Here is a 21,892-nt window from a genome sequence, read left to right on the forward strand (position 1 = left end):
AAAACACTGTCATAGTACTATGACAGTGTTTTTTTTATAGTAATTTTAATAAGGCTGCAAAGTCTTTCGGAGACGGTAACACTTCCGTCACGATCCATGGATTACACGCTTTCAATGCCTCATACGAATAATGCCCGGTTGCTACGGAGACGGTCTTGGCACCAATCGCTTTGCCGCACTGAATATCATAGGGCGTATCACCGATAACAACTATTTCTTCTATCTCGCTTCCCCATGTATTTTTGGCAATTTTATACGCATTTCGGGCTAAATCGTCACGATAATAAAAATTGCAGGCAAATCCTGAAACGGAAAAATCAAAGTAAGATGCCAGGGCAAAAAATTCCAACTTTAAACGGGCGCCTTCTTCACTGTTGCCGGTTAAAAGCAGCTGTGTGACATTTTTTAACCCGTCCAAATACGAAAGAAGCGGGCGAACTTGTGAAAACACACCGCCATTCTTGCCTTTTTTTCGTAACCATTTTAATAAGGTCGCTTCATAATGACGACAAAACTCTTGCACTTCCGTATCTGTCGGCATGACACCATGTGCCTTGTACAACAATTGTTGACAAATATAATTATCCGTACGTCCGCCGGCCGCAATCATAGGCATCGGAGTATCCTTACCATGAAGTTGTTGAAATACTTCCGTCATGGCATACAAACCGGCACTCCCTGTATTTAAAAGTGTTCCGTCTATATCCCAATATATGATTTTCACCTTGCACCTCTGCTATCGTTTAGCGAATTTCGTTTATTTTATTTGTGAAACAATATCCCGTGTATCGCGAGCGATCATGATTTCTTCATTCGTAGGAATGACATACATCTTGACCGTAGAATCATCAGTACTGATTAACGCATCTTTACCGCGTACGTTATTACGTTCTTCGTCCAATTTTGCACCTAAATATGCTAAACCGCGACAAATAGCGGCGCGATCTTCAATACCGTTTTCACCGACGCCGGCAGTAAAGGTGATCACATCTACCCCTTCCATGGCGGCAGCTAACGCGCCGATAGCTTTACGAACTTGATAATGGAACATATCCAATGCTAATTTCGCACGTTCATTTCCCTTGGCCGCAGCTTCACCCAAATCGCGAAAATCGCTGGATACGCCGGAAATTCCCAATACCCCGGATTTCTTGTTCATTAAGGTATCCATTTCTTTGGCGGACAAATGGCGACGTTCCATTTCATGCAGAACAATAGCGGGATCGATATCGCCGCAACGCGTGCCCATTAAAACTCCCGGCAACGGAGTAAAGCCCATAGTTGTATCAATACTCTTTCCATATTTAATAGCCGCCAATGAAGACCCGTTACCCAAGTGGCAGTTGATAATACGCAACTTTTCTAACGGCACGCCCATAACACGTGCCGTTTCACCGGCAACATAGCGATGGCTGGTGCCGTGGAAGCCGTAACGACGAATGCCGTCTTCCGTGTATAATTCATACGGTAACCCGTACATAAAGGCCTTAGCCGGCATGGTCTGATGAAACGCCGTATCAAATACGCCTACTTGCGGTACCTGCGGCATAATGGCCTTGCACGCATTAATCCCGATAATGTTGGGCGGATTGTGCAACGGTGCCATGTCCACACATTCATTTAAAGCATCCATTACCGCATCTGTAATTAAAGTGGAGCAAGCGAATTTTTCCCCGCCGTGGACCACACGATGACCGACCGCATCAATTTCATCCATCGATGCAATGACCCCGCATTCTTTATCCGTCAAAGATTCCAATACCAACTTTACAGCTACATTATGGTCCGGAATCGGTTGTTTCAATTCTTTCTTCTTACCCTGCCATTTATGTGTAAGAATACCTTCTTCCAAACCGATACGTTCTACCAAACCTTTTGCCATTACTTCTTCGTTCTTCATATCCACTAATTGATATTTTAATGAAGAACTGCCGCAATTAACGACCAATACGATCATGAAAATTTACCTTCTTTCATATAATCTAATTATTGTATATGGCCAAACACCCGTTCAATAGCCGCCTTTCCCAAGACGTCATCCGAACGATAGGCATATTGAATGTGCCAAATTTGACCTTTATCTTCAAAGAAGAGACTGCGCATAATAATGCCAATCGCCTGTCCGTCGGTCAGCTTATTGTATTGACAAGTGACTTCCAAAGCGGGACGGTTGCCAATCATGGTCGGCTTACTCTTCGTTTGCAGATCGGAAATCTCCGCTGTCTGTTGTAACATAGTGATTAAATCGGCCGCAGATTGTTCAACGGTTGTCGTATTTGCCGGTTCCGCCAACGCAATCACCGTCAAATGGCGATCTTCACCGCCGTAAATAATCCCCGGGTCATCCTGTCGTTTTACACGCCCCAAATCAAACGGACTGGCCATGTATAATTCAGAATTACCTACTTTTAATTGTACCTGTCCGAAACTATATGTTTCCAATACAGTTTGTCGGCCGCACCCGCTTAACACCAGTGCGGTTGCAACAATAACGGCTGCTGTCGCCCAAGGTTTACATTTCATTCTAACCACCTATCATGCTTTCTACAGACTGGTATTATTATAGCATATTACCTTCATTGTAAAAAGATATTTCTTTCCTAAATGCGGAAATTTATCATATTTCCGCAAAAATCACCGTTTCCCTTCGAGCGTATCTTGGCATACATATTCTACCGGTAGTATACTATGTTTATCTTATACAACAAGGAGACAGTATGGATCTTATCGGTATTATTGCGGAATTTAATCCTTTTCATACAGGGCATGCGGCACTTTTACAGCAAATACGCCGCCACTACGGCCCAACGGTTCCCGTTGTTATTATTCTAAGCGGTTCTTTTGTACAACGTGGTGAACCCGCTTTATTCGACAAATGGCAACGCACCTCGTGGGCACTCCGAGCGGGAGCGGATATAGTTGTAGAATTGCCGACCGTATATGCCCTCTCGGCCGCCCCGTTCTTTGCCGCCGGAGCGGTGCGCTTGGCAGCGGCCGTAGGCTGCACGCATTTAGCCTGCGGAACCGAAATCGGTACAGCGGAAGATTTTATGCATTTGGCCGAACTAAGAGCGAATGTTGAACATTTTCCCTTACACCGAACCTCCCAAACCTACGGAACGTATATGACCCGACAACTGCAACCGCATCTTTCCCCGTCACAGCAAGCATTACTGCAAGCGCCCAATGCGCTGTTGGCGGGAGAATACGCCCTGGCCATACAACGCTATGCGCCGCATATAAAACTGCACACCTTTTGTCGCAAAAGTCGTCACGATCAACAAACGCCGACCAATGAATTTGCCAGTGCTTCTTTTCTTCGTTCCGCGTTACCGACAAGAGGCCTGCAGGACGTAAAAAAATATATTCCGCCTGCCTATCAGGAGGAAATGCAACACCTTATCCGGAGCGGTCAATATACCGATTATAATCGGTACGGCGATTTTGTTTTATATGCCGGTCGCCGTTATACTGCCGCCCGACTGCAACATGTGCCGGCGTTTACGGAAGGGTTGGAACACCGCTGGATACGTTGTGTAACCCAAGCCGCCACATGGGACAACGCGTTGCAGGCCTTAAAAACTAAACGGTATTCGTATCGTCGTCTCTGTCGTATGGGCGCTTATGTAGCCTTACAGGCAACACGTGAGCTTTTTGTACAAGTATATGAAGAAGGCCCGTCTTATATTCGTCTTTTAGGAAACACCCAACGAGGACGTACATATTTAAAAGAAAAAAATTGTACTTTGCCCTGTATTTATCGCCCGGCGCCGTTTATGAAACAGGGCGCGCCCTTATTACGCCGGTGTTTACAATTCGATCACGCAGCTACCGATTTGCAATACTTATCTTTTCATAATCCGCAATTTCGCCAAGGGTTAGCCGATTTCTATCATAAGCCCTGTATTCTCCCTTAATATATAGGAAAACTGTCTATTGCAAAATTTTGCGGAAGTTGTCCCGTCTATGCGTATTATGGTATACTAATTATGTATAATGAAGCTCGGAGGCATCATTAAAACGATTAAATAATGTAATGAGGTGGTATCTTTTATGTCTGTCGGTTTAAATATGTTTCAGTCTCTAGGTGCGATTATTGCCGTCTATTATGTCGGCGTTTTTCTTTGTGAAAAAATTGCGGTTTTACGACAATATTGCATTCCCGCACCGGTTGTCGGCGGCTTGCTGTTCGCAATCGTCAACTGTGTTTTATACACGCAGGGCATTTGGACTTTTAAAGTAGATTTAACGATGCAGCAGCTATGCATGATGCTGTTTTTTACCAGTGTCGGCTATACTGCCAGTGTCAGCTTGATTCGCAGAGGCGGTATTGCCGTATTAAAAATGGCGGCAATTACCGTATTTTTAATTATCTTACAAAATCTGATCAGTCTTTCTTTAACGCACATCTTTCATCTCGGGCCGCTTATGGGACTGGCCACCGGCTCGATTCCCATGATCGGCGGTCATGCAACCGCGGCCGCTTTCGGACCCGTTTTAGAAAACATGGGTTTGGCAAACGGTACGACCATTGCAGTAGCTGCCGCTACTTTCGGTCTCGTTTCCGGCGGAATTATCGGGGGCCCTGTAGGAGAAACCTTGGTAAAAAAATTTCATCTGCACAGCTGGGAGCCGAATGAACGACTGGATCCCGAATATCTGCAACCGGAGCGGGAAATGTTGGAAGCAATTGTTGATCATCGTGAAGATGCGCAACATGCGTTGGAGCATGAATGTCGGTGCGGGCAATCTATTAATAACCATCGTTTTATGCACGGCATGGCCCATTTAGGATTGGCCATGGGGTTGGGAACGCTGATTAGTAAGGGATTTGTAGCGTTAGGTCTCATCTTTCCGGCGTATATCGGCTCCATGCTGATGGCGGCAATTATTCGAAATATTGCCGATTTCACCCATGTGTACAAAGTGTATCAACGGGAAAGTGAAGTACTGGGAAATATCGGTTTAACTATTTTTCTGACCTGTGTGCTTATGGGGCTGCAACTTTGGCAACTCTATGCACTGGCCTTACCCATGATGGCGATCTTGGCAATTCAAACCCTATGTATCGCCGGATTTGCGTATTTTCTTGTATATCGCATAATGGGTAAAAATTATGAAGCTGCCGTTATGGCTTCCGGCGTCTGCGGTTTCGGCTTGGGCGCCACCCCCAACGCCATTGCGAATATGACGGCTATGACGAAACTGTTCGGACCGGCACCGGCCGCTTTCTTTGTTATTCCTCTGATCGGGTCTTTAATCATTGATCCCGTCAATGCTTCCGTCTTAATGTTTTTCTTAAATCTCTTTCGATAATCGAAAGCGTGCTTATACGAGACGGATAACGACAAATTTTCAAAAGCCGGATGCACAATGGCGCAATTCTCCTTTATACACCGGGATATTTCCGAAAAAACACCCGGATAAAAAAACGGTTCGCGTATCTTTTACTACGCGAACCGTTTTTTATCTTTTTATGGTCTGAAAAATGCCGTTTTTATTTTTACCGATACAAAGGGCCTTCCTTCTCCTGATGAAATCGACGCCTGCGCTGTTCCGCTTCATGCTGTAAATACTCTTGTGCCTGTACCGTTTCATCCGCCGGCTTCCCGGAAACATACTGATACGAACCGTCGGCTTCCATATGATACGCTTTCGTATTGTCCCGCAAATATAGCGACAATATATCTTTAATCCGTTTTTTATGCGGTGCATATTCAATAGGAACCATTAATTCAACACGTTCATTTAAATTTCGCGGCATCCAATCGGCGGAAGAGATAAATACATCTTCTTTGCCGTTATTATAAAAATAAAACAGACGACTATGTTCCAAAAAACGCCCTACAATACTGCGCACTTCAATATTCTCACTGATCCCTTTCACGCCGGGACGTAACACACATATCCCACGTATAATAAGTTGTATCGTCACGCCTGCCACAGAAGCCTCATACAGTTTGGCGATTACCGATTTATCCAACAGAGAATTCATCTTCGCTTGAATCACGGCTTTTTTGCCGGCTTTTGCCCAAGCGATTTCCTGATCGATTTCTTCATAAATTCGTTCTCGTAAATTTAAAGGAGCAACAGCCAATTTATTCCATTCCGGCGGATCGGAGTACCCGGACAAAAAATTAAAAAAGGCGGAAGCATCCGCGCCTATCAGGGGATTGGCGGTTAAAATCCCTATATCCGTATAAATTCTGGCGGTTTTACCGTTATAGTTGCCGGTAGCTAAATGAACATAGCGTTTAATACCGTCTTCTTCCCGACGCACAATCAAGGTAATTTTTGAATGCGTTTTCAACCCTACAATACCATAAATAACATGACAACCGGCTTCTTCCAATTTACGTGCCATATTAATATTATTTTCTTCATCAAACCGCGCTTTTACTTCCATCAGCACCGTTACTTGTTTCCCGTTTTCAGCCGCCGTAGCCAGCGCCGCAATAATGGGAGATTTGCTGCTTACCCGATATAACGTTTGCTTAATTGCCAGGACATCCGGATCCATCGCTGCCAGGTGAATGAAGTCTTCAATCGTTTCAAATTTTTCATACGGATGATGGACCATAATATCCCGTGCCGAAATCGCTTTCCATAAGTCCGGCTCTCCCAATTCCGCCAATTCAAACGACGGTTGCGGGCGAAACGGCACATAGCGAAGCGTTTCATCACTTTCTATACTTAAAAAGGAAAAAACACTTGACAATCCAAAGGCCCCGGTATCATATACATATCCCGTTCTTCCAATTGCAATTCTTTACGTAAAAATTCTTTGATTAAACGACTGGCGGATTGGGATATTTCCAACCGAACTGCAGCGCCTTTTTTTCTTTTTTTAATGATTTTTCCACTTCCGCCAATAAATCTTCCACATCTTCGTCTATATCCAAATCCGCATCCCGAGTAACACGAAACGGCACGGCTTCCAAAATATCGCAACCTAAAAAAAATCGCTCTGCATATGCCGCTAAAATATCTTCTAAAAATAAATATTGTTTCGGATTTTTAGTTCCCGGAACCTTTACAATGCGTCGAATAACCGGTGACGGAACCGGCAATATGGCCGTTTTCACCGCCCCGTCCCGCTTTCGCAGCAAAACTGCCAGGTTTAAATTCAAACTGGCCAAAAAAGGAAACGGATGACTGGAATCTACCGCCATCGGAGTGACTACCGGATATATTTCACGCGTAAAAAAATCTTCCAACCACCGGTTCTGTTCCGCCGTTAAGTCTTGCACCTTTACAAATTCCAGGCCTTTATCCCGTAAACGCGTTAAAATACTGCGACAATACCGATATTGTGTATGCACCAATTCATGCGCCATCGCCTGAATGGCGGCAAATTGTTGACGCGGTGTAAGGCCGGCAATATCAATATGTTTAATACCGCTTTCAATTAAATGCTTTACGCCGGCAACGCGAATCATAAAAAATTCATCTAAATTGGAAGCGGCAATGGCGATAAAATTCAACTGCTCCAATAACGGATTGGAAGGCACGACAGCTTCCCGCAATACCCGTTCATTAAATTTCAGCCACGTACATTCTCGATTCAAAAAATATTCATGTGCTTCATATTTTGACATAATTTATCCTTTCTGCAAATACGGCGACACACCGAATGTTTCTGCAAAACGAACGGCAGCTTGTTTAAAAGCCCAACGTTCGAGAGGTATATCCTCTTCCGCCGTATAGTGAAATTGCAACTCTTTTCCTTTCGGCACTACCTGTAACGTAAGAATTTTTCCTAAATGACTTTTATCCAGCGCATCCGCCAACCGAAACACGGCTATTAATTTATCCGCCGCAATCTGTTGTACAGGCGGCAACGATGGGATGGACGGCAATTCTTTTTTTCCCGTGCCGACGCCATAATATACTACATAAGACAAAATTTCCTGTTCCGCTTCGCTAAGACCGAACATATCCGTATGCCGCACCAATTGCCGGGTACATTGCGGATGTTTGCGAATATTGATAAATTTACCGATTTCATGTAAAACCGCCGCCATCTGCAAGATATATCCGTGTCGTTCCGTCATGCCGTTTTTCGCATATACAGTATCAAAAATTTGTCGGCAAAATCGTTCCACCCGTTGTGAATGTGCCGGATCCGGTACATATTTATCGGCAATATGTCGCGTTAGTGTTAACAATAATCTTTGTTGTTGTTGCAAGTACGGATGCTTTGTTGCTTCCGCTACATAATATAACGAATATCCCGCAGTAAAGGTAGTGTCCATAATCACAATATGCGCAATGGAAATATATCGCAATAATTCATCATATAATACTAAGGTAGACATAATAATATTAGCTAAATGTTCCGATAAACCGTACCGTTTTTGCAGTTTAAAAGAAGTAACGCCATGAAAGGCGCCGACAAAATCCCGCAATTCCTGCGGAGTAATACGAATACTTCTCTTCGTATCAGTATAGCCCAACATGCGGGCAATGAGCATGGCGGCCCTCCCGGACAAGATAATATACGTGCTCTTATAACATCGTACGCGCGGCCACAAAGAAGATAAGGTCCCATAAATATACTCCCGTATAACTTCCGGAAATTCCGATTCATTTCGTTGCCGTTCTGTAAAATGAGATAATAATTGTAATGAACCGATCGGCACATTCTGCTGAAACAACAGATCCCGATCTTGCCAACAAGTCAGCCCTACCCCGCCGGACGTAATATCCAATAAGACTGCCGGATATTCGGAAAAGGCGAAATTCCCCGTAGAAATACGATAATATAATCCGAAAAATTTATAATAAATTTCTTTTGTCATAGGAATCACTTCTACAGAAAATCCCGTACGAATATAAATTTGGTCCAATACATTCAATAAATTATCCGCTTTACGAATAGCCGTCGTGGAAATGACCCGTACATCCGTAACCGCATAATCTCGTAACAGTTGCTTAAATCCCGATAAAATACGGCATATTTCCTGTAAAGACGCAAAGGTGACATGGTGGCTGATAAATACGTCACTGCCATAGCGTATTTCTTGTGAAACGCTTTCAATCGTTTCCATGGCATCCAAGGAAGTATAGGAAATAATCTTTAATGTCATATTTACTGTACCGATATGGATAATACCGACCATTCTTTTTTTATGCCCCTTCATGTTCATCCCTCATTTATATTTCATTCGTTACTTCTATTATACATGAAGAGACCGGAAAATGGGAATGTTAAAAAATATATACAGGTAAATTACCCGTCGTAATGCCGATACAAAAGGAGTGCCGCCTTTTATGGCGGTCACTCCTTTTGTATGCCCTGCGTATACGGAACGGTTAAAGCGAGACGGTATCCTGTTCGGAAGTAAGATAGGTCCACCCGTCTTCTTGATAAACTTTATGTTCTTTCATCAAATGTCCCAACGCCCGCTTAAAAGCGGCTTTACTGAGACCGAATTTTGCTTTAATCACTGCCGGAGGCGTTTTATCGCCATACGGCATTTTACCGTGTCGTTGCTGTAAAAAAACGATAATTTTTTCTCCGTCCGGATCCAACGCTTCTTCCTTTACGTGACGTAAAGAAATATTAATACGTCCATCGTCCCGTATATGGACAATACGTCCTTTTAAAAATTGTCCCAAAAGAATCGGACCGGTAAATTCACTGCGATGTAAAAAGGCGATCCATCGTTCTCGCGTCATTAAATATGCCCCTTGATCGGTAATATTATATACCGCGCCTTCTACCCAATCCCCGATGACGGCATCGGCAGCGGCACGAGACGCACGTCGCATTTCATCTTCCACTTCCATAGAAACCGCCAGCCGATGAGATTTATCTTCATACAACTTGACCCACACATATTCGCCTTCTTTAGGTCGGCCTTTCATTTCGGCAAAAGGCATAAAAATACCGCGTTCCGTCCCCACTTCCACAAAGGCGCCGAAACGGGTCGTATTAATGACCGGCGCATAACCTATTTGCCCGATCTTAATACGCGGCAGACGCATGCTGGCAGTCAATCTGCCCGCCGGATCATGATATAAAAACACGTCCACCGTTTCCCCCACAGTTACCGGTCGCGTCTGTTGATTTTTATGAAGCAAAATATCATCATTCGTATTGCCGGTTTGCCCGTCTAAAAAAACTCCCGCTTCACCGGCACGCAACACTTTTAAAGTCGCTAAACTGTTTTCTTGTAATAAAGATGCCATCATTATTCACCTGCAAACGGAATCCGCTTTGCATCACCCCAAAGATCTTCTATCCCATAATATTGTCGTTCATTTTCTACAAAAATATGAATCACTACGATACCCGCATCAAGCAAAATCCATTTTCCTGTATGATATCCTTCTTTGTGCGTTACCGAATGCCCTTGAAGCGCCAACGCTTCTTCTACCGCATCGGCCACACTGCGCGCCATACGCTCATTACGTACGCTGCAAATGACGAAATAATCCGCCATAAGAGAGGATTCTTCTATATTTAAAATCGTAATATTCCAAGCTTTTTTTTCATCCGCCGCCTGCGCCGCAATTTCATACACCGTACACGGTTGTACTGCAGGTGTTTCTTTTTTTATAATAGGCATGTTTTGTCTCCTTTTCATATTCCCCTTTGCTTACTTGGAGAATTATTTTTTTTACTGTTTTTTATCCGTACATGTTGTTTCTTTTTCTCTTGATGTTGCGATAAAGCCGGCGTCACCGCTTCTTTTCCGGACGACGAGGAAGAAGCCGGCGCATCACCTGTCGTCGTGTCTTCGCCTGTATTCATCGTCTCCGAAGGTGTCGTAGATGGCGGAGAAGCAATGGCATTATTCGTTGTGCCAATCAATTTTTGTACTTCTACAGGATCAAAAATCCAATACCCCGTAGCGCCCGTATCCGCTTCTCCCGGTAAAATATAAAATTTTATTTGCGTACTTCCCGCATGACTGAAGGTGTACGCCAATTTTGCCATATCCTTCGTTTTAATATTGGATTGAACATGATTCCAAAAACGATACATAAACAGCATATTTGTCCAACCCCAATGTTGTCGGCGCGTTTGGTAAAATAATTTCACCAACCGTTCCTGCCGTTGTACACGTGCTATTTCTCCGTCAGCATCCAAGTACCGCATATAGCCGACCGCCTCTTGCCCGTTCAACCGCTGATAGCCTTGAAATATATTAAATTCCGTATGGCCGTTTTTATCTCCATGATACATCGGTTTTTCTACATACATGGAAAACCCGTTATTCATCTCCAGCAGTCGGGAAAACGTGTCTTCCGTAAATACGGCATAAAAAGGAATCGGAATATGAAAAATATCTTCTACTACCGCTTGTAACAAAGGCAGTCCGCCTTCCCCATACACATCTCGCAAATATTCACTTTTATCATCTTGGCGGCTATCCACTTTGGTAGTGTCCGGCAACATAATAAAATCTACATGTTGCTTTGCCGTATTAATAGCGGCAACAGCAATAAAATTGGCTTGCTGCGGTTTTTCTTTATCTACGCCTACCAACAACATATATAGCGGCATATCCGGGCTCATTTGCGAAAAACTTTTAGACGAACCGTTTTGTACGGCCGCCATTTCCGTTTGCAGTTGTTGCGCACGGGTTGTCTGATAATGGCTGCGAGCCGCTGTCAGAAGGCCGATGCAAATACACAAAAAAATAATAATATATCCCCAACGTTTAAATCGCCGCCGTCTCCCGATTACTTTGGGATGCAACGGACGCCGTTCGGTTTTCCTGTCTTTCTTCATACTTCCGCCCTTCTTTTTCTTTCTTGCATGCGTTGTAACAACGCATTGCGATTGGCTACCGTACCTACATAAATATGTTGCTGTGCCGTTATTAAATGCTGAAGCGTAGAATCGTATCCGGCCAATACGGCGGTATCCAAATCTTTTTCCGCCAACATACGTAACTTTTGTACGCCTTCAAAATCACGATTCACTTCAATATAATCGGCCAAAAAAATAATTTTTTCCAATACTCCCATTTGCAAAGCTCCGGTTGTATGATGCGCCAACGCCGCCAATACCTCTTCATCAACAATACCGAAACGTTCTCGTGCAATCGTGACGGCCGCATACCCATGCAATAAATTATCGGAAGCCATAATTTCCGAGGCCAAAGAATTGCCGAAAGAAGCCCGCGCCAACGCCTGCATCTCCGTCAAAGGAATTTGTTTTGCCGCATCATGTAACAATCCGGCGACTTCCGCACGATCTTTATCATAGCCGTATCTTGTCGCCAACCGGCACGCTGCCGCCGCCACCCCCAATACATGCCGATAGCGGTGCGGTGTTAAATCCGCCTGCAATGCTTGCCGTATCTTTATTTTATCTGTTTCTCCAAACATGCATACACCCCGTTTTTTTCTATATACTTTTGTACTGTCAAAGGAACTAAATAGCGAATCGATTGCCCTTCCTGCAAGCGTTTGCGTATCAGCGTGGAAGAAATGGCCATCGTCGGTACCGGAAGTTTTATAATCTTTTTTCCCAAAGCACCGAATTGCTGCACGGAAGCGGTAATATTTTCACTGCCGTCGGGACGTACGGCCCCTACTACATAGCAGGCGGATAAAATTTCGTACGGTTTTTTCCAATGAATGAGATCGTGAACCGTATCGGTGCCGGAAATAAAAAATAACGTCACTTGCTCGCCCCATTTATCGCGAAAATATCGCAAGGTTTCAATCGTATAGGACGCTCCGCGCCGACGAATCTCCCAATCGCTGACATAAAAGTACGGATTATCGGCAGTGGCCAAGCGGGTCATTTCCCACCGTTGCCGCGCAGTCGGTCCCACCATTTCCTTATGCGGCGTGCGATAAGAAGGCATAAAGATCACCTTCGCCAATTGCAATTGTTGTCGTGCTTCTTCCGCAATCATTAAATGACCATAATGAATCGGATTGAACGTCCCCCCCATAATACCTATATTAATGGCCGCCACGATAAAAATAGATACCTCCCAAAAGAATTGCCGCTCCTGCCGCATACATTACGAACAAAATTTTATAATACCGCCATTCATATTTCGTTTTCGGGGCTTGACAATATTGTTTCCAGGTCCGCATATACCCGAAAAGCAACCGTTTCATAGGCGAATCTGTCCTTGTCCCTGAATACGATATTTATAAGATACCAGGGCTTCCAATCCCATCGGTCCGCGTACATGTAACTTTTGTGTACTAATGCCGATTTCCGCCCCGAACCCGAATTCAAAGCCGTCTGTAAAACGCGTAGAAGCATTTACATATACTGCCGCCGCATCTACACGCTGTAAAAAGAGATCCGCCGTCTTTTTATCCGTCGTGACAATCGCTTCGGAATGATGCGTGCCGTACTGTTGAATATGTGCCAGAGCCGCTTCTAAAGACGGTACGGTTTTAACGGATAAAATTAAAGCGTTATATTCCGTCCGCCAATCTTGTTCCGTAGCCGCCTCCATAACGCCACAGGCTTGCACTTCCCGGTCCCCGCGTATGGTTACCCTGTCTTTTTGTAAAACGGGCAATAATTTTTTTAAAAACGGCTGCAGAATATCCTTGTGTACTAATAAGGTTTCCATGGCATTACAAGTGGAGGGACGGGAAACCTTCGCATTTTCCGCAATGCGAACCGCCATATCCAAATCCGCCGCTTTATCGACATACACATGACAAATGCCGCTCCCTGTTTCAATACACGGTACGGTCGCCGTTTGTACTACCATTTGAATCAATCCGGCGCCGCCGCGCGGAATTGCCAAGTCCACATATTTCCGCAAGGTTAATAACTCTTTTACTAACGCGCGATCCGTATTTTCAAGCAATGCCACGCCGTCTTCCGGTAAAGCCGCCGCCCGTAATCCCTGCCGAATTACGCGGACCAAGGCCGTATTGGAATGAATCGCTTCACTACCGCCGCGTAATACACAGGCATTGCCCGATTTTAAACAAAGCACGGCCGCATCTACCGTTACATTGGGGCGAGATTCGAAAATAATCGCAATAACGCCGAGCGGAACTGTTACCTTGGTTATCTTCAAATGCCCGTCGGTTTCCCAAGAAGACACGATTTTTCCCACCGGATCCTGCAACTGCACGACTTGCCGCACGCCTTCCGCCATCGCCCGAATACGTGCCGGTGTCAATGTCAATCTATCCAACATGGCCTCTGAAATACCGCGTATTTTCGCCGCTTCCATATCTTTGCGATTGGCCGTCAACAAATAGTCAACCTGCTGTTCCAACGCATCGGCAATCGCCGCCAACGCTTTATTTTTTTGGGGTGTATCGATTTGTGCCAACACCCGTGCCGCACGTTGCGCCAACCGTGCTTTTTGTACCGCTTCCGATTCCATACTATGCCTCCATTCTACTGCATGACGACTAAATTATCTCGATGTATGACTTCTTCATATGCCCCGTCATGTCCTAAAATAACTCTAATCTCTTCACTTTTATGCCCCGAAATAGCCTGAATATCGGCGGCGTCATAATTGACAATCCCTTTGGCAATCACTATACCGTCATACACCAGAGAAACAATATCGCCTTCATGAAACGCCCCTTTTACCGCCGTTATCCCTACCGGCAAAAGACTTGAGCCATGGGACACAATCGCTTCCCGACAACCCTGATCCACCGTTATGGTACCTGCCGCCTTGCTGCCCGATAACAGCCATCTTTTTTTGGAATGCAGGGCGGCATCTTTTGCTTTAAATAAAGTACCGACAGATTCGCCGCAACAAATTCGCCGTAATACTCCATCTTCTTCTCCGGAAGCAATGACCATATCAATATGCGCGGACGTGGCCAATGCGGCCGCCTGAATTTTAGTATACATACCGCCCGTTCCCCGTTCCGTACCGGCGCCGCCGGCAATATCATAACAATGGCGATCAATGGTTTCGACAACGGGAATAATCCGTGCCTCCGCATGAGTTTGCGGATTGGCCGTATATAAACCGTCCACATCGGAAAGAATAATTAATAAATCCGCATCAATAATCGTACTCACCATCGCCGATAAAGTATCATTATCACCGATTTTAAATTCATCAATAGCAACTACATCATTTTCATTAATAATAGGAATAACGCCCATGGCGATCATGGTTAATAAAGTGTTGCGAGAATTCATAAACTTACTGCGTTCTTGCGCGTCCATACGCGTCAACAAGACTTGTCCAACCGTTTGTCCGTATTCACGAAACATAGTTTCATACATATGCATCAATACGCCCTGTCCGACTGCGGCCACCGCCTGCTTTTCCCGAATCGTGCGCGGTCTTGCCGTCAGCCCCAAAGGACCCATTCCGGCACTGACCGCGCCGGAAGATACAAGAATCATTTCCTTTCCCTGATTCGCCAAATCGGAAATTTCTCGGGCCAATCGTTCCAGGCGATGATAATTCAATTTACCGGTAGCATACGTTAACGTACTGGAACCAACTTTGACAACAATTCTTTTTTTCTCTTTCAGAGCCTTCCGTGCCTCATCCATCCGGTTTCCACCTTACTTTCCGATGTACGCAAAATGAGACTTATCTTTTTTCTTTTTAAAAAGAATACCGTAACGACCGATTACCTGAATCAGTTCCGCTCCCAACATAGTCGATAATTCATGTAAAATTTCTTCGGTATCCCCTCCGGCATTCGGTAACACATGCGCTTTAATTAATTCCCGGGCCGTCAATACCGCCCGCGCGCTGTCTATGACGGCCGCGGATAATCCTTCTTTACCGATTTGCACAACTGCCGGCAATTGACTGCCCATTGCTTTTAACATTTTTTTATCTTTTCCTGTCACGATGCCAATCTCCTTCTTTATACTTGATATTCAAATTCCATTTCATAAATTCGTACTGTATCCCCTTCGTGAATCCCTTTTTCACGCAACATTTTATCTAATTCCATATACCGCCAAATACGTTGAAACCGTCGCAACGATTGCTCATCGTCAAAATTTGTCATGGCGACCAGATTTTCAATACGGGCGCCGGTAATAACAAAAGCCCCGTCATCGGCACGGGAAATAACAAAATCGGTCGTATCTTTTGCGCGATACACGACTTCTTCCGTATTTTCTTCCGGTTCTTCCTCATAGGTTTCAACCAAGGTCCAAACTCGCTCCAATAACGCTTCCAGTCCCTCTCCGGTTAAGGCGCAAATAGGAAATACTTCTTGTCCGCGCGCCGCCATATAGCTTTCCACCCGTGTCAGCATCTCCCGATCCGCTGCCAATAAATCCACTTTATTAGCGGCAATAAGCTGTTTTTTCTTGATTAATTTTTCACTATATTTAGCAAGTTCGGCATTTATCTTTTCATAATCTTCCAACGGATCTCGGCCTTCCATGCCGGAAACATCCAACACATGAATTAAAATCTTGGTGCGTTCAATATGACGCAAAAAATCATGCCCCAATCCGACGCCTTCCGCCGCACCGTCAATTAACCCGGGAATGTCCGCCATAACGAAACTGCGATGTTCGCTTAAATCGACTACCCCTAAAATAGGATTTAACGTGGTAAAATGATACGCCGCCACTTCCGGTTGTGCCGCTGAAACTTTACGCAAAATACTGGACTTCCCCACACTGGGATACCCCAACAACCCCACATCGGCCAACACTTTTAATTCCATTTTCAACCAACGTTCTTCGCCCGGTTCTCCTTTTTCGGCAAACGTCGGCGTCCGATTGGCACTCGTACGAAAATGCCAATTGCCGCGACCGCCGCGACCGCCTTTAGCTACCACCGCCCGCTGTCCGTCGCGACTTAAATCGGCAATCACTCGGTCGCTTTCTTCTTCGCGTACTACCGTGCCTAAAGGAACGGTAATTTCCAAGGCCGCCGCATCTCTGCCGTATTTATTGCTCGACTGCCCGTTGCCGCCCGGTTTGGCCTTAAACAATCGCCGATAACGAAAATCCACCAACGTATTGACATTGCGATCGGCTACCAACACTACGTCGCCGCCTTGCCCGCCATCGCCACCGTTAGGTCCGCCTTTGGGCACAAACTTTTCATGGCGGAAACTGCTCATGCCGTCGCCGCCCTTGCCGGATTGTACAAAAATTCTGGCTCTATCAATAAACATCCTACACCTCATGCTGTTAGTATAAAAATAATAAAAATTGCAGTCACATAAACACAAAGAGACACAGCATCCATCTACCATGTCTCCTGTCTATCTGTCCTGGCTATACTATTGTATTAATTTTAATGCAAAATCACCTATATGTAAAGTATTTTTGTAATTTTTTTAGGACGCCCCTGCCCGCCGCCGTACGATTTATAAAAACGGTTCCCTCTTACGTCTGTAAAAGGGAACCGTTTGACCTATGGTTATTTTTTAGATTTTTGAAGTTGTACGAGCAACTGCATCATCTTTTGAATTTGTGCATCCCGTTGCGCATCTTTTGCTTTTAATGCTTTTAATTCCGCATCCCGTTGCGCATCTTTTGCTTTTAACGCCTCCATTTCCGCCGTTCTCGCCGTATCTCGCTGCTGCAAGTTTTGAATTTCTGCCGACTGAGACTGCAATTTTTGTTTTTGTCGATCAATTTCCTGCTGTTGATCTTCTACCGCTTTTACCAAAGCCGCCTTGGAAGTACCGATATATTTTCCGTCTCCCAATTTAATCGTAACGCCGGCATTAATAAAGTTGGCACCGCTGCCAAAGGCACTGCCCACACTGAACGTAGTCCGTTCATTAGGACGATAAAATGCTCCCAACGACAACGCATTGGCGGATTTATAGTTTCCGTACCCGGCAGCAAAATCCCATTTATCGGCAGGATCGAAGTCCTGTGTATGCAAGGCCGCCAAAGCAGCTGCGCCGGCACCTACCCGCATAACATCATCCGATATCCGAACAATTCCCGCATTGGTTTGATACAACTGTCTGCCTGTAACCGCTTCGGTACTGTTCGGTGCAATGAGACCGTCGGCAACGGCGCGAATCTTTTTACCGCCGTTATTCAGCCCTTGTGCCGTCAAAGATATGTCCGCCGTTCCTTGTCCTTGTCCTTTAATTTTTATTCCCTCGCCGTTCATACTCGTAGTACCGGCAGTCACACTGTTTACGTTAATATCTTTGTTCAGACTGTACTGTATAGTTTGATCCTTCAAGTTCGCCGTTATATTGTCGCCACCGCTAAAGGAAAGCTCGGGTGCTTTGTCCCCACTGAGTTTTGCAGTATACGTATCCTTGCCGACTTTAAAGTCTATACCGTTTTGCAACGCCTTATCCGTTTTTTCAAGGCGCTGATTGGTAGCATATAATTGCTTCCCTGTAACAGCATCTTGACTCTTATCGCTGAGATCACCGTCCGCTACTTGTACAATCTTCTTTCCGCCGTTGTTCAAACCGTCTTTTGTTAAGGATACGGTATTTTCTTTACCGTCTTTTTGTTTGGTAGTAATCGTGATACCGCCGGCAGTCATTTGATTGGTATTGCCGTCTTTATCCGTAACCGTCGTTCCTAAATCATTGATGACGGTACTCGTAGTTTCTTTCTTACCATTCTTTTCAACCGTCTTGGTAAACGTAGCACTTTCCAAACCGGTTAGATTCTTGGCTAATTTTACATTAAGCTTTCCATCTTTAGCCACCACACCGATGTTATTATCGGACAACTTGGTTTCATCTGTTACACCGCCGGAAATAGTAACGGTTTCATTCAATTTCTTCGCAATAGCATCTCCGCTGTCGCCGGCAAATTGCAAGCCGTCATCCAAAGTAGCCACAGCGTGCGGATTCTTCCCATCCGGATCGGTAATGACAAGGCGCTTAATGGTTGTCCCGTCTACACCCGGTTTTCCTTCCGTGCCTTTTTCACCGCGAATGGAAAGACCATTTTGTCCATTTGTCCCGTTCAAACCGATAGAACCGTCTTTACCGTTGATAACGACAGCACTGCCGTCTTTCCCGACAACTTCCACTTTCCCGTCTTTACCAGGTTTACCGGCTTCTCCCGGTACTGCTTTTTCACCAAATACCGGTGTATCCGATAAACGATACGTAATTTTTTGGGTATGCGTTTTTGCATCCGTCGTCAAGTCTACAGATAAGCCATTCCCGGCGGATAAGAATTCCACCGTCGGTTTTTCATTCGCTTTCAAGGAAACATTTCCTGTTACATTTCCTGCTTTAATATCAAAGCCTTTCGTTAATGTATCCATTGCTTCTTTCTTGGCTGCCTTTACTTGACCTACTGTAGCCGCATCGTTATCAGACATACCGTCTGCAATATTGGTAATTTTATTGCCGCCGTTATCGAATCCGTCCTTCGTCAAAGAAATCGTCTTTCTCGGATTAGCAGGTGTATTATCTCCGACGTCCGTAATGGTAATACCGTCTTTATTGATTTCTACCTTTTCTTTGCCGTCTTTAGTTTGAATGACCGTACCGCCGGCAGTCGTTTGATTGGTATTGCCGTCTTTATCCGTAACCGTTGTTCCCAAATCATTAATAACGGTACTCGTAGTTTCCTTTTTACCGCCACTTTTAACGGTCTTGGTAAACGTAGCACTTTCCAAACCGTCTAGATTCTTGGCTAATTTTACATTAAGCTTTCCATCTTTAGCCACCACACCGATGTTATTATCCGTCAACTTGCTTTCATCTGTTACGCCGCCGGAAATAGTAACGGTTTCATTCAATTTCTTCGCAATAGCATCTCCGCTGTCGCCGGCAAATTGCAAGCCGTCATCCAAGGTAGCTACTTGATGTTTCGTCCCGTTCGGATCTACCGTCACAATACGATTGATATCTTTTCCGTCTACGCCTTTTTCACCTTTTTCTCCGTTCTTGCCGTCAATACCACGAATCGTTACTCCGTTTTCTCCGTCTTTTCCGTCCGTTCCGTGAATGGTGATAGAACCGCCGTCTTTGCCGTTAATGCCGATACCGTCTTTTCCATCTTTACCGTTCAAGCCGATAGAGCCGTCTTTACCGTTGATAACAACAGCACTGCCGTCTTTCCCGATAACTTCCACTTTACCGTCTTTACCCGGCTTACCGCCTTCTCCCGGTACCGCTTTTTCACCAAATACCGGTGTATCCGATAAGCGATACGTGATTTTTTGGGTATGCGTTGCTGCATCCGTCAACAAATCGACAGATAAGCCGTTCCCGTCAGACAAAAATTCAACAGTCGGTTTTTCATCAGCTTTCAAGGAAACAGTTTCTTTTACATTTCCTGCCTTAACATCAAAGCCTGCCGTTAATATATCCATAGCTGCTTGCTTGGCTGCATTCACTTGTCCTACTGTAGCGGCATTAGTAGCTGTCGTACTTTCTTTGACATTCTTAATTTCCTGTTCAGCCATGTTGAGTCCGTCTTTGGTCAGGCTGACATTCTTGCTTGTATCTGAATCGTTACCAACAGTCACACCGTTACTGTCAATAGTCGTCTTGGCTATGACTTTGACCTTTCCGTCCGGAGTAGTTTCTGTCTTGATAAATTCGGCACTTGACAATTTCTTCAAGTCCTTTGCCAGTTTAATATCCAATTTACCGTTCTTATCTTTGCCGTTTTTATCTTTTTCTTTCTCAGCAACCACACCGATATTTTCATCGGTCAGTTTATCTTCCGCTTTTTCAGTTTTTCCTACCGTAACACCACCGACAATTTCCACGGTCTCATTCAGTTTGGAGTAGAAGTTTCCTACATTGCCGGCAAATTTCAAGCCGTCATTCAAGGTAGCTAATTGATGTGTCGTTCCGTTCGGATCTACCGTCACAATACGATTGATATCTTTTCCGTCTACGCCTTTTTCACCTTTTTCTCCATTCTTTCCGTCAACGCCGCGAATAGTTACTCCGTTTTGTCCATCTTTACCGTTCAAGCCGATAGAACCGTCTTTACCGTTGATAACGACCGCACTGCCGTCTTTCCCGATAACTTCCACTTTCCCGTCTTTACCCGGTTTACCGGCTTCTCCCGGTACTGCTTTTTCACCGAATACGGGTGTATCCGATAAGCGATACGTGATTTTTTGGGTATGCGTTGCTGCATCCGTCGTCAAGTCTACAGATAAACCGTTTCCGGCTGACAAAAATTCAACCGTCGGTTTTTCATTGGCTTTTAAGGAAACGTTTCCTGTTACCGTTCCGGCCTTGACATCAAATCCTGCCGTTAATGTATCCATGGCTTCTTTCTTGGCTGCATTCACTTGTCCTACCGTAGCGGCATTAGTAACTGTCGTACTTTCTTTGACATTCTTAATTTCCTGTTCAGCCATATTGAGTCCGTCTTTGGTCAGGCTGACATTCTTGCTTGTATCTGAATCGTTACCAACAGTCATACCGTTACTGTCAATAGTCGTCTTGGCTATGACTTTGACCTTTCCGTCCGGAGTAGTTTCTGTCTTGATAAATTCGGCACTTGACAATTTCTTCAAGTCCTTTGCCAGTTTAATATCCAATTTACCGTTCTTATCTTTGCCGTTTTTATCTTTTTCTTTCGTAGCAACCACACCGATATTTTCATCAGTCAGTTTATCTTCTGCCTTTTCATTTTTCCCGACCGTAACGCCACCAACGATTTCCACGGTCTCATTCAGTTTGGAGTAGAAGTTTCCTACATTACCGGCAAATTTCAAGCCGTCATTCAAGGTAGCTAATTGATGTGTCGTTCCATTCGGATCTACCGTCACAATACGATTGATATCTTTTCCGTCTACGCCTTTTTCACCTTTTTCTCCATTCTTTCCGTCAACGCCGCGAATAGTTACTCCGTTTTGTCCATCTTTACCGTTCAAGCCGATAGAACCGTCTTTACCGTTGATAACGACCGCACTGCCGTCTTTCCCGATAACTTCCACTTTACCGTCTTTACCCGGTTTACCGGCTTCTCCCGGTACTGCTTTTTCTCCGAATACGGGTGTATCCGATAAGCGATACG

17 protein-coding genes and 1 pseudogene are annotated in these 21,892 nt (G+C 44.8%); 2 read left to right on the forward strand and 16 right to left on the reverse strand.

What is annotated here, in order from left to right; translation table 11 throughout:
- Positions 1–34 precede the first annotated feature (34 nt).
- From HMPREF1039_RS02495 to HMPREF1039_RS02505, 3 genes are read right to left on the reverse strand one after another with little or no spacing between them, the layout of a single operon-like run.
- On the reverse strand, positions 35–724 hold the full coding sequence (locus HMPREF1039_RS02495; protein WP_007390827.1) for an HAD family hydrolase: 690 nt from the start codon (positions 722–724) through the stop codon (positions 35–37).
- 33 nt (positions 725–757) lie between these two features.
- On the reverse strand, positions 758–1,957 hold the full coding sequence (locus HMPREF1039_RS02500; RefSeq protein ID WP_007390837.1) for an acetate/propionate family kinase: 1,200 nt from the start codon (positions 1,955–1,957) through the stop codon (positions 758–760).
- 29 nt (positions 1,958–1,986) lie between these two features.
- On the reverse strand, positions 1,987–2,523 hold the full coding sequence (locus tag HMPREF1039_RS02505; protein WP_007390832.1) for a hypothetical protein: 537 nt from the start codon (positions 2,521–2,523) through the stop codon (positions 1,987–1,989).
- 194 nt (positions 2,524–2,717) lie between these two features.
- Between HMPREF1039_RS02505 and HMPREF1039_RS02510 the strand changes: the two genes are divergently transcribed.
- Positions 2,718–3,917: a tRNA(Met) cytidine acetate ligase gene (locus HMPREF1039_RS02510; protein ID WP_007390831.1), complete on the forward strand. Its 1,200-nt coding sequence runs from the start codon at positions 2,718–2,720 to the stop codon at positions 3,915–3,917.
- A 136-nt stretch (positions 3,918–4,053) separates the two neighbouring features.
- Entirely contained in the window at positions 4,054–5,316 is a 1,263-nt protein-coding gene (gene gltS, locus HMPREF1039_RS02515) for a sodium/glutamate symporter (RefSeq protein WP_007390820.1), read from the forward strand.
- 187 nt (positions 5,317–5,503) lie between these two features.
- Here the strand turns inward: gltS and ppk1 are convergent.
- The 13 genes and pseudogenes from ppk1 to HMPREF1039_RS02575 all read right to left on the reverse strand — a co-directional run.
- Positions 5,504–7,598, reverse strand: a pseudogene (gene ppk1 / locus HMPREF1039_RS08575) (polyphosphate kinase 1).
- Positions 7,599–7,601: 3 nt separating this feature from the next.
- The gene (locus HMPREF1039_RS02525) at positions 7,602–9,143 is read right to left on the reverse strand and encodes a Ppx/GppA phosphatase family protein (RefSeq protein ID WP_007390825.1); all 1,542 of its coding nucleotides are present in this window, start codon (positions 9,141–9,143) and stop codon (positions 7,602–7,604) included.
- Positions 9,144–9,315: 172 nt separating this feature from the next.
- Positions 9,316–10,194 carry a CvfB family protein gene (locus tag HMPREF1039_RS02530; RefSeq protein ID WP_007390835.1) on the reverse strand — a complete coding sequence of 293 codons (879 nt, stop codon included), beginning with the start codon at positions 10,192–10,194 and terminating at the stop codon, positions 9,316–9,318.
- Positions 10,195–10,196: 2 nt separating this feature from the next.
- The gene (gene rsfS, locus HMPREF1039_RS02535) at positions 10,197–10,574 is read right to left on the reverse strand and encodes a ribosome silencing factor (protein WP_007390822.1); all 378 of its coding nucleotides are present in this window, start codon (positions 10,572–10,574) and stop codon (positions 10,197–10,199) included.
- Positions 10,575–10,588: 14 nt separating this feature from the next.
- Positions 10,589–11,743: an LCP family protein gene (locus tag HMPREF1039_RS02540; protein ID WP_007390830.1), complete on the reverse strand. Its 1,155-nt coding sequence runs from the start codon at positions 11,741–11,743 to the stop codon at positions 10,589–10,591.
- The gene (gene yqeK / locus HMPREF1039_RS02545) at positions 11,740–12,345 is read right to left on the reverse strand and encodes a bis(5'-nucleosyl)-tetraphosphatase (symmetrical) YqeK (RefSeq protein ID WP_007390828.1); all 606 of its coding nucleotides are present in this window, start codon (positions 12,343–12,345) and stop codon (positions 11,740–11,742) included. Before yqeK ends, HMPREF1039_RS02540 begins: the two co-directional genes overlap by 4 nt.
- Complete coding sequence (nadD, locus tag HMPREF1039_RS02550) at positions 12,321–12,944, reverse strand: nicotinate-nucleotide adenylyltransferase (RefSeq protein ID WP_007390823.1); 624 nt, start codon at positions 12,942–12,944, stop codon at positions 12,321–12,323. The genes yqeK and nadD overlap by 25 nt, the downstream gene beginning before the upstream one ends.
- Positions 12,931–13,092, reverse strand: a complete 162-nt coding sequence (locus HMPREF1039_RS08130) for a hypothetical protein (protein WP_007390826.1) — start codon at positions 13,090–13,092, stop codon at positions 12,931–12,933. The genes nadD and HMPREF1039_RS08130 overlap by 14 nt, the downstream gene beginning before the upstream one ends.
- A complete protein-coding gene (locus HMPREF1039_RS02555; RefSeq protein WP_007390819.1) occupies positions 13,089–14,336 on the reverse strand; it encodes a glutamate-5-semialdehyde dehydrogenase in 1,248 nt (415 codons plus the stop codon). Before HMPREF1039_RS02555 ends, HMPREF1039_RS08130 begins: the two co-directional genes overlap by 4 nt.
- Before the next feature lie 14 nt (positions 14,337–14,350).
- Positions 14,351–15,481, reverse strand: a complete 1,131-nt coding sequence (proB, locus tag HMPREF1039_RS02560; protein ID WP_007390836.1) for a glutamate 5-kinase — start codon at positions 15,479–15,481, stop codon at positions 14,351–14,353.
- Positions 15,482–15,493: 12 nt separating this feature from the next.
- Complete coding sequence (locus HMPREF1039_RS02565) at positions 15,494–15,787, reverse strand: YhbY family RNA-binding protein (RefSeq protein WP_007390821.1); 294 nt, start codon at positions 15,785–15,787, stop codon at positions 15,494–15,496.
- Between the two features lie 17 nt (positions 15,788–15,804).
- Entirely contained in the window at positions 15,805–17,079 is a 1,275-nt protein-coding gene (obgE, locus tag HMPREF1039_RS02570; RefSeq protein WP_007390833.1) for a GTPase ObgE, read from the reverse strand.
- Between the two features lie 248 nt (positions 17,080–17,327).
- Positions 17,328–21,892 (reverse strand): YadA-like family protein (locus HMPREF1039_RS02575; protein WP_007390824.1); only part of this gene is annotated, 4,565 nt, incomplete at its 5' end.

It is taken from the genome of Megasphaera lornae (assembly GCF_000214495.1).
Lineage (GTDB): Bacteria > Bacillota > Negativicutes > Veillonellales > Megasphaeraceae > Megasphaera > Megasphaera lornae.